Source organism: Synechococcus lacustris Maggiore-St4-Slac, assembly GCF_024345595.1.
GTDB lineage: Bacteria > Cyanobacteriota > Cyanobacteriia > PCC-6307 > Cyanobiaceae > Synechococcus_D > Synechococcus_D lacustris.
Genome location: NZ_JAGQBK010000033.1, coordinates 1 through 9633, shown reverse-complemented (window position 1 = coordinate 9633; position 9633 = coordinate 1). Strand labels below are relative to the sequence as shown.

Genomic DNA, 9633 nt, shown 5'->3' with positions numbered 1-9633 from the left:
AATTTGAAACCTTCTACACAAAGAACATTCTTTTGAATGAAGGTTTACGCGCCTGGATGGCACCAGCCGACCAGCCCCATGAAAATTTCATCTTCCCAGAAGAGGTTCTGCCCCGTGGAAACGCCCTCTAAGGCCGTTTAAATCCATATTTTTGCAGAAAGGCGTCCCCGGGGCGCCTTTTTTATTGGTTAAACTGGCTGGGTTCCGCTGACAGTGAAGTGGTAGCTGGATCTTTTGATCTTGCTACCGAAGGCTTTACCGGTCAGCATCATCCAAAAAGGAGGAGGTGCCCGTGTCCCAGAGTTCCAAAATGCAGGGTTTGCTGATCGCGGAGAAGGCCGCCTGATAAAGGCATTCGCTTCCTGATCAAACGGTTTCGCGCCATAGCGAACCCGGCGAGAGCCCCCGGAGCAATCCGGGGGCATCGTTATTTAAAGGAGTAATTGCAGTTAATATTCAATCAATTAATTAATATTTAATCAATTTTTATTATGTAGTTTTCCTCTGATTTAGTTGGCTTTTTATATTTAGGATTGAGTAATACTTTTTTTAAATTTTCTTTTGTGGGCCCATCTGGGAAAGCCGAGTAGTTTTCAATTCTTTGCCAAGAACCAACAACAGCACTGGCCCCCTGCTGTTTTAATTGGTTTATAAGGTTTTGATTAATCGCCTCCGGTGGCAAAAGCCAGCCCTTGCGATCGCTCAGGTAGAGCAGGGTTGGATCACCAGCGGTAACACTCACCAGCGGTTTATTGCTTGGCGTTTGGGCTTTTATTTCTTGGGCCTGGGCCCAAATTGGTGAGCTCGCAACATTTTCTAGATTCCAATAATTAAGCCGCAGCACCGCGAGGCTGATCAGCACCATTAGGCAAAAGCCGATCACCAACCAGCGCCTGCCGATCGAAGTGGCGCGTTTCCATAGATCCTGCCAAGCCTTTCCCAGCAGCGGGCAAGCAAATAGCAAAAGCGGTAATTGGTAATACTCATGGATATAACTGGAGCTGGGGGCTAATGCCCCCGCAAGCAACACCGCAAGCAAGCCAAGCGGCAATATTTTTTCTTGTTTGCTTTGCGCTGGTAGCCAAAGGCCCCAAATCAACAGTGGTAGCCCCACCAGCCCAAGGCCCCGCAGGCTAAAGCGCAGCAAGATGTCGCCCCAGTAACGCCAGTTCAATAAATCGCCCCAGCTGTAGCGGGAGGCTTTACTGCCCCAAAAGCCAAAGCTCAAACCTGTTTCCAGAAATAGCTGATGGGCATGCCAATACCAAGCAACGGTTGCGATCAACACCAGGCCCCCCACCAACCACAGCTGCCACCTCCGCCAGCTAAGGGCCAACAGCGGTACCCCAAGCCAAAACAGGGGCAGCACCTTAATCAAACTGGCCGCCGCTAAGCCAATGCCAGCCAAGGCCAAGTTGAGCTTGCCGCCCCGCTGTTGAAAGGCCAAGCCCCTCTCCAGGGCAAGGGCCGAGCTGAGCATCAGCAGTGCTTCCGGTTGCACGCTGCGGCCATAGAAAACCGACAGGGGCAGAAGGGCAAAAAAGAGGGCGCCCCACCAGCCCGCCTCCCGGCCAAACAGGTTGCTGCCAAGCCTTTGAATTAAATAGATGGCGCCAATGCTGCAGAGCAAACTGAGGCCCCGCGCCAACCATTCCTGCACGCCAAACAATTGATAAAGCAGGCTTACGCCAAAGGAATAAATCGGGAAATCGGTTTCGGCATAGCCGCTGCCAGCACCACCCCAATCCACCTGGGGCAGCCAAATTGGCAGATGGTTGAGGTGGAAATTACGGGCTAGGCCAGCGGTATCTGCCTGGCGCCAACTGTGCACACCAATGATTGGGGCGTTGATATTCACAAGCCGCAGGGCAGCACCCAGCAGCATCGGTAGCCAGGGGCCAGGGAGAATTAAACGCATCCTTGCTCTGCGGTGTTCCAATGGTCCTCCGGGAGCCGATCCATCGGCAGCTTGCCTTAGCGGCAACAGCTTTTTTTGTATTTGGTTTTGGCCTGCAGCTATGGCGGTTGGAGGGTTTCAGCGCCAGCTACGACCAAGGCTTGTTTTTGCAGGAGCTCTGGAGTGGTAGCCAGGGCCGTTGGTTTGAAAGCACCCTCTCTGCGGAACTATCGGCGGCGGTGAAATTAGGGGGGCAATTGCCCCAGTTGGGCTATTTGCATGCCAGCCAGCACCTCAATTTGCTTAGCCAGCTCTGGGTGCCATTAATTCCAATTTTTGGCATCTATGCCCTGCCCCTAGTGCAGGTGGGTTTACTCACCGCAGGTGGCTTGATGCTGTTCAAGTTGGCTATTTCTGAGGGGCCGGCCGCAGCTATTGGCCTACGGATTGCGCTTGCCTACTACTGCTCCATCACCCTGATTGGGCCGCTGCTTGAGAATTTTCACGACCTATGCCCAGTGCCACTGCTGGGTTTTTGTTTGATTTGGGCCCTGCGCCAGGGGCGTTGCTGGCCTGCCCTAGGTGCGGCCTTGATGATCACCTTGGTGCGGGGTGATGCCGGGATTGTGAGTTTTAGCATTGGCCTGTGGGGGGTGTTGCGGCTGCCAAGGCGCCGGCTGGCGGCAGCTGTATTGATTTGGTCGGTTTTTTACGTGGTGCTGGTAACAGCCTGGCTGCAGCCATTGCTGGGCGCTGATGTGAATGAACGCTTCCTTTCGGAAAAATTTGGTCAATATCAAAGTGCCGGCGGCACCTTGGGGTTGCTTTGGGCATTGGCAAAGCAACCGCAGCAACTGCTCCAGGAACTGGTGAGCCCGCCTGGCCGCAGCCTTGAATATCTGCTGGCACCGATGTTGCCCCTGGCGCTGGTGCCGTTGTTTTCAATTGATGTGTGGTTATTAATTGCGGCGCCATTATTTATTGCCCTAGCGGCTAAAGGTTTCAGCGCCCTTGCCACAGGTTTGCGCTATGTGTTGTATTTAGCGCCTGGGGTATTTGGCGGTGTGGTGTTTTGGTGGCGCAGCCACCAGGGTTTATATGGCAGTAAATGGTTTAGGCGCCTCTGGACAGCTGTCATTGCCCTTTCATTGTTATTAGCCCTTAGCGCCAACCCCCACCGCAGCCTTTCCGCCTTAATTCCAGACAGCATTAAGCCCTGGGCCCAGGCTGGTATTCAGGAGCAATGGGCCCGCCGCCAAGCGGCCCTCGCCGCTTTGGCTGTTATTCCGCCCGGGGCATCGGTGGCGGCCCACACGCCTTTATTGCCAAGGCTGGCCCAGCGGCCAGTGCTGCTGCGTTATCCATTTCATAGCGATTTCCTTAATCGCCAGGGCAAACCCCAGCCGGTGGATTGGATCGCCCTTTTACCCCGTTTCCATCGCCCTTTCTTGGCTGCATTTCCAGAAGATCGTGATCAATTATTGGTGTTGCGGGCCCGCAGCCTGCAGCTCTTAGATCAGGGTGCCTATGGGGTGGTGCATTGCGCTGATGGAGCGCTGGTGCTTAAACGTGGCGCCCCAAGTTCAAGCCAAAGCCGCGCCTGTGCTGAACGGGCTTTGCTTTAACCCACCCAGCCACCACTGGCAAAGCGCAGGCCAAATACAAGGCAAAGTAGGGAGCTAAAACCAAGTAATAATTTGGCCCAACGGGGATGCAGGCTTGCCCATAAACCAAGCAATAGCAATAGGGGCACCGTGGCATAGAGGTGGCGCTCAAAGCTGATCGTGTTTTGTTTGAGTAGGTAGGCGGCAATGCTTGCCAAGGCAAAACAGCGTTGCTCTAGGGGTAAACGGGCCCAACCCCAAAGCAAAAGGGCAGCGCTTGCTATTGCCATAGCCCCATTTAGAAATGGACTGCCCGCCAGCAACCAGGCACCCATAAGGCTGATGCCGCCAAGTATTAGGGCACTGTTAGGGCGATTTTGATTTAGGCGCCAGGCGGTTATGGCCAGCAGGGCGCAGCTGAGCATCAAAACCGGAAAAACAAAATCCACCAGCTCACCGGCTTCTGTGTTTTGCCCGCCCAGCAGGATCTGGCTGAATAGCCGCTGCCAGCGGGGCAGGCCGGAAAGGTTTAGGCCCGGTTGATGGCCCCAGCCGCTTTGTTGGGCATGCAAAAAAGCAAATGGATCACCACTGCTGCGCAAACCAAGCAGCAACACTGCCCCAAGGCCAAGGCCCGTTAAAGCTGCTGCAGCCCAGCGGCGTTGCAGTAGAAAACCCGGCAACAGCAACACCCCCGTGGGCCTGGTGGCGGCAGCTAAACCAGCCGCCACTCCCTGCAGCAAGGGCGCCACGGTTTGGCTTAGGGCAGCGGCAGTTAGCAGTAGATAGAGGGCTTCTGTGTAGGGAATAGCGGCAAATAAACTAAGGGGATTGAAACAAGCCAGAAGCACCGTCCAGCGGGCGGCACGATCACCCCATAAACGCAGGGCTTGCTGATGCATCAGCCCCAGGGCAATTAAAAAAGAAAAATTTGCAAGGCCAAAGCCAGCCCATAGAAACCCATTGCTTGAAATCGTTGCGGTAGCTGAAAATAACCAGGCAATTAAGGCGGGCCAAAGCGGAAAGAAAGCCTGCAAATTGCCTTGGGCGCCGTGTTGGGCTAGGGCGAGGTAGTGCACCACATCCCAGCGGTTTAGGGCCTGGGGCAGTGGTTGCAGCAGCAGCGGTGCCAGCAGCAGCAAGCGGCTTATGGCCCAGCTGCTGAATAGGAATTTCAGTAGGGAACGTTCCACACAAACCGGGAGGAGGCGGCGTATTTCCAAACGAAGTCCACAAGGATGCCCGCCAACAGGGCAAGCAGGGCAATGGGTCCCCCTTTCAAGCTGGCGAATACCACCGTTGAAATACCCACATTTGCGGCCATACCTAAGGATGAAACCAGCAAAAATTTCAGCAGGCCGGCGCTAAGGGCAAAACCCTGCAGGCGCTTAGCCCGAAAGGTGAGTGAATTATTGATCAAGTAATTGGAACTGGCCGCCATGATCACCGCCACCAGTTGGGTGGTTAGGAAAGCCACCCCTTGGCTGCGCATCAGGCCGTAGATAGCAAAGTGCACCACCATCCCAGTTAGGCCCACGAGGCCAAAGCTCACCGCTCGCCTCGGCACCACCCTGAAACAGGCTGTGTGGACCACGGAAACAAGCCAATCCCACACCACAGCGTTATCAAGCTTGGAACTGCCACTCTGACGCGCTTGAAAGTGCAAGGGGATTTCCTTTACCTGCAGCTGGCCTTTGCTCACCGCCAGCAACTCATAGAGAAATTTAAAACCACTCACATCCACAGCACGAATGGCCTTAGCGCAGCGGTCGGGCCTGAGGGCAAAAAAGCCGCTCATGTAATCGGATAGTTGGGCATAGGCGGGCAGGGTGGAGCGGGCCAGGCGATTGGCTTGGCTGGAGCCCCGTTGCCGTTGGGGCGAAAGCCCTTCAATAACAGCGCCGGCATGGAACCTGCTGCCAATTACTAGATCGGCATCGCTACTGATCAACTCCCTTATTGCCAAATCCACCGCCTCCGGTTCGTGTTGGCCATCGGCATCCATCACAACGGCCACTTCACCGCTGGCAGCTAATAAACCTTCGCGGATGGCACTGGATAAACCGTTCCTGCCCACGCGCCGGATCAGGTGGATGCGGGGATCCTGGCGGGCAAGGGAGCGCACTAAATCGGCGCTGCCATCGGGGGAGTCGTCGTCTACCACAATTATTTCGAGGCGATAACGCTGGCCCAGGAGGGCTTTTAACTTGGCCAACATCGGCGCCAGGTTTTCGCGTTCGTTGTAGGTGGCAAGCACCACCGTGAGATTTAGGGGGCCGCTCAAGGTGCTGGCTTACATAGCCACAACTGCCAGCCATCTTCCCCGTTGTGGTTTTTTATACAGCCATAACCCGCCAGCTCTGGGGCCGGACCCACACCCAGGCTCAACAGTTGCAGGTTTCCAGCCGCTGGTGTGCCTAGGGGTAATAAACGCCTTTGGCTTTGCCAGCTGAGGCTAGGCCGTTCCGCCATTTGCCATAGGGCAATGGGTATGCGGGGATCAGCCCGCCGCACCAGGGCGGCTCCCGCTGCCACCGGCACCTGTTCCGCCAGTTCCCATAGCCATAGGGGGCCTTGCATCAAAAGGAAAAGCGAAAGCCACCAACCACTGATCAAGAGCAGGGCTCCCCGCCAGCGCCGGTTGTTGCTTTGCACCCCTGGCCGCAGGCCCCAGCCCCCCAGTAATAAGCCAAGGGCAGCTGGAATCACAAACCAATGCTGGCTAAATGGGGCAGCAATTAGCAGTAGTGCCCCTAGCCCCAGCCAAAACCAGGGCAGGCGCTGCAGCACTGCACCCCCCCGCTGTTGGATCAATTGGGCTAACTGGGGGCCGCAGAGCAGGGCAAAGGGCAACCAAAGGCTGTGGCTATACCAAGGCAATTGGGTGCGTAGCGGTAATACCGTGGCGGCCATGGCCAATTGCAGCCCCAGGGGCCAGCGGCCTGCTGGGGTGTGGCGTTGCCGCCAGGCCAAGGCCATGGCAAAAGGCCAGAGGGGCAACCAGGGCCAGCCCCCTTCCAACACTTCAAGAACAGGAATCCGCCAACCGAGGTTGCTGCCTTCCCCCGCCTGCAACAACACCCTTGCGGCGCCATCACCAGCCCATAGCCAAAGGGCTTGATCACCCCGGGCCCAAAAATGCCAGAGATGCCAACCAACACCTGGCATTAGGCCCAGGGCAAGGGCACTAAGCAATAGCAACCACTGGCGTTTGCTTAAAACACGATCCATGGCCAGTAGCAGCAGGCCTGCTGCTAATACCGGCAAGAGTGTTGGTGCTTTTAGTAGTAGGAGGCCACTGCCGCCAAGGCCAGCCCAAAATCCGCCGTTAGCAGGGTGTTGTTTAGCCCGCAGCAGTTGCCACCAGAGCAAACCACTGGCACTCACCAGGGCGCCATCCAACATGGCAAGGCGGCCATGGCGCATCAAGGGCAAAAGGGTGAGACAGATGGCGGCGCTGCAAAAAGCAGCCATGGGTTGATTGGGCCGTAGGCGCCGGCTGATGGCAGCGGCCAGGGGTACCACGGCACTGGCGAGCAGGGCAGGCATAAAACGCACTGCCCAGGCGGGTGGCAACAGGCCCGCCTGCAGCCAAGGGTGAATAACAACGGCAATTAATAGGTGCAGGCCGGGCGGTTTATTTAGGTAGGGGGCATCCCAATAGCTGGGTAGCAGTAGATCAGCAAAGGAGCCCAGCTGTTGGCTGCGCTCGAAGGCCACCCTGGCAACAATCCCTTCATCCCAATCCCGCAGGGGTAGATCAAGGCCCGGCAGCAAGAGCAGCAATAGGGCCCCAAGCCAAAGCAACCAATTGCAGCTCTGGACCCAATGGCAGCACTTTTGTATCAATTCGCACGGCTTTTGTTTGGTTAAGGAGGAATTATCTGTTTGGCGCATAGCGCCTCCTGTTCTTTTTGTGTGTGAGAACCATGAACGCATTTCGCAAGCTATTGCTTGCTCCATTGGTAATGGGAGTGGTGTCGCCATTGGCGGGTCAAGCCCAAAGCCTAGATATGGGGTCGGTTAATCGCTATCAAGACCAGCAAGATATCGACCGGATGCGGGCGATAGAAGCGCAGATGGGTCAGGTAACAAGTGTTAGCCAGTTTTCTGATGTGCAACCCACTGATTGGGCCTATCAGGCACTGTCGAACTTGGTTACTAAGTATGGCTGCGTAGCTGGCTATCCAAACGGCACGTTTAAAGGCAAACAGGCGATGAGTCGCTATGAGGCGGCGGCATTGCTGAATGCTTGCTTGGATCGTGTAACGGAGATGACAGAGCAGGTAAAACGCTTGCTTAAGGAATTTGAAAAAGAGCTAGCGGTATTAAAAGCAAAGGTTGATGGGCTAGAAGCAAAAACAGCAGAACTAGCGGCAACCCAGTTTTCAACTACCACCAAGTTAAAAGGTCAGTCGGTGTTTTGGCTTGGCAGCTCAAAGTTCGGCGGCGCTAATAAAGGCACCAGTCCTGTTGCCCAAGTTGGCACTGGTCAAGCTGAATCGGCAGCATTTAAAAGCGCCGTTGAAACCAATGCCTATAGCGTTACCCCCGGCGGCGCCCGCTATTCAGCAACGGGTACACCAAATGGCAGCGTAGAAGCCTTTACTAAGGCGGCTACCTGGACTGGTGGTTTTAGCGGTGCTTCCATTGGAGTTGTGGGTCAACCAGGCACAACCTTGAGTAATTATGTTGGAGGCACTTTCTTTACTCCTAACCTCTCAGTTGCTGGTTTGCGTTCTAATGGTTTTTTAAATAACGCCTTGCCAAACGGCACGGTTGTTACTTCAGATTTGATGGGCGTGATGGCAAATACAACCCCCAATGGTGGCAATGGCGTACTACCAGGTGGAATGCCAGCTGGTCCAAGCCTGGGTGGATTCTTAATCGATAAAAAAGATATGCAAAACCTGGTGGCATTGGGTAATGCCTCACGGGCAGTTAAAGGTGGCGGCTTGATTCGCTATTCCAGCGATGTTGCAACTGCTCCATACAGCACGTTTGCGAATACAGCGCCTGGTGGCTTCACAAACGCGGGCACATTCACAAACCCGCTGGATCTATCGATAGCTGAATACGGCACCTTGAGCCCTCTGCAGCAACAGAACCCCACCGTAAAAGCAGCGGCGCGTAAGTTCCTGAAGGATTTAATCGGTGGTGATGTGCCGATTGGCGAGGCCGTTAGTTTCAACTACGACGTTCGCTTAGCGCTAGATACCAGCTTTACGGGCAAAGATTTACTGCGCACTCGCCTGCGTGTGGGTAACTTTGGCCAGAGCACATGGTTTGGTAATCCCTATCCCTCATTGGGTGCTGAGGTTGCTTATGAAGAAGGATCCGGCCCTAACTCCATGGGCGTAGATCGGGTTTTCTATCAATTCCCGATCGGTTCAAATTTCACAGTTACCGCTGGCCCAAGGGTGCGTCAAGACGACATGTTGGCGGTGTGGCCTAGCCAATATCCAGCCGACACAATTCTCGACTTCTTTACCTACGCCGGTTCCCCCGGTACCTACACCCTCAACCTCGGTGGTGGTGCTGGTATCTGGTGGGCTGATAATGGCTTCAGCGTAAGTGCCAACTATGTGGCAGCCAACGCTAAAAATAGTGATTCCAGCACTGGTGGCATTGCCACAGACAATTCAGGCGGCACCGGCACGGTGCAGCTGGCTTACACCGCAACTAACTGGAACTTAACTGCTGCCTATGCCTACTCCCAAAGTGGAGCCTACGGCTATATCCCTGTGGGTACAAATTTAGCGGGTAATCCATTCGCTGGTTTGTCGTCATTTGATGTGAATTCACTTGCCATTAGCGGCTGGTGGAAGCCAACCAAGGTGAGCTGGATTCCATCTATTAGTGCCGGTTGGGGTTCCAACTCCTATAGCGCTAAGAAGGCATCTCAAATCTGGGGTGTGGAAACAAACGCAGCAGGAGCAAAGGCCCAAAGCCAATCTTGGTATGTGGGTATGCAGTGGGCTGATGCTTTGATCAAAGGCAACACCTTTGGTACAGCCGTTGGTCAGCCAACATTCGTAACTGGAAACGATGGTTTCATGGGCACGGATGAAAGCACCTTTGCTTGGGAGATTTGGTACAAATTCCAAGTTACCGACAACATCAGCGTTACTC

Annotated in this window: 6 protein-coding genes and 1 pseudogene; 3 read left to right on the top strand and 4 right to left on the bottom strand. The window is 54.9% G+C overall.

Annotated elements, in window-relative coordinates:
• Positions 1 to 131, top strand: a pseudogene (locus tag KBY68_RS12090) (photosystem II D2 protein (photosystem q(a) protein)); the annotation flags it as partial.
• Positions 132 to 475: 344 nt separating this feature from the next.
• On the opposite strand, the gene KBY68_RS12085 reads toward KBY68_RS12090, so the two are convergent.
• Complete coding sequence (locus tag KBY68_RS12085; protein ID WP_255097442.1) at positions 476 to 1918, bottom strand: glycosyltransferase family 39 protein; 1443 nt, start codon at positions 1916 to 1918, stop codon at positions 476 to 478.
• A 20-nt stretch (positions 1919 to 1938) separates the two neighbouring features.
• Here KBY68_RS12085 and KBY68_RS12080 point away from each other — a divergent pair, with 20 nt between their 5' ends.
• Entirely contained in the window at positions 1939 to 3522 is a 1584-nt protein-coding gene (locus KBY68_RS12080) for a DUF2079 domain-containing protein (protein ID WP_255097441.1), read from the top strand.
• Here the strand turns inward: KBY68_RS12080 and KBY68_RS12075 are convergent.
• The 3 genes from KBY68_RS12075 to KBY68_RS12065 are packed head-to-tail and all read right to left on the bottom strand — an operon-like array spanning position 3519 to position 7308.
• Positions 3519 to 4694 (bottom strand): mannosyltransferase family protein, encoded by a 1176-nt coding sequence (locus KBY68_RS12075; RefSeq protein ID WP_255097440.1) that lies wholly within the window; start codon positions 4692 to 4694, stop codon positions 3519 to 3521. The two genes, KBY68_RS12080 and KBY68_RS12075, sit on opposite strands and share 4 nt — an antisense overlap.
• Entirely contained in the window at positions 4676 to 5785 is a 1110-nt protein-coding gene (locus KBY68_RS12070; protein ID WP_255097439.1) for a glycosyltransferase, read from the bottom strand. Before KBY68_RS12070 ends, KBY68_RS12075 begins: the two co-directional genes overlap by 19 nt.
• Positions 5782 to 7308 (bottom strand): ArnT family glycosyltransferase, encoded by a 1527-nt coding sequence (locus KBY68_RS12065; RefSeq protein WP_255097438.1) that lies wholly within the window; start codon positions 7306 to 7308, stop codon positions 5782 to 5784. Before KBY68_RS12065 ends, KBY68_RS12070 begins: the two co-directional genes overlap by 4 nt.
• 122 nt (positions 7309 to 7430) lie before the next feature.
• Between KBY68_RS12065 and KBY68_RS12405 the strand changes: the two genes are divergently transcribed.
• Positions 7431 to 9633: iron uptake porin (locus tag KBY68_RS12405; protein ID WP_255097437.1), on the top strand; the 2203-nt coding region annotated here is incomplete at its 3' end.

Bases quoted from the DNA above. Each gene is read 5' to 3' on its own strand.
- KBY68_RS12085 (WP_255097442.1), bottom strand. From the start codon at position 1,918: ATGCGTTTAATTCTCCCTGGCCCCTGGCTACCGATGCTGCTGGGTGCT.
- KBY68_RS12080 (WP_255097441.1), top strand. From the start codon at position 1,939: ATGGTCCTCCGGGAGCCGATCCATCGGCAGCTTGCCTTAGCGGCAACA.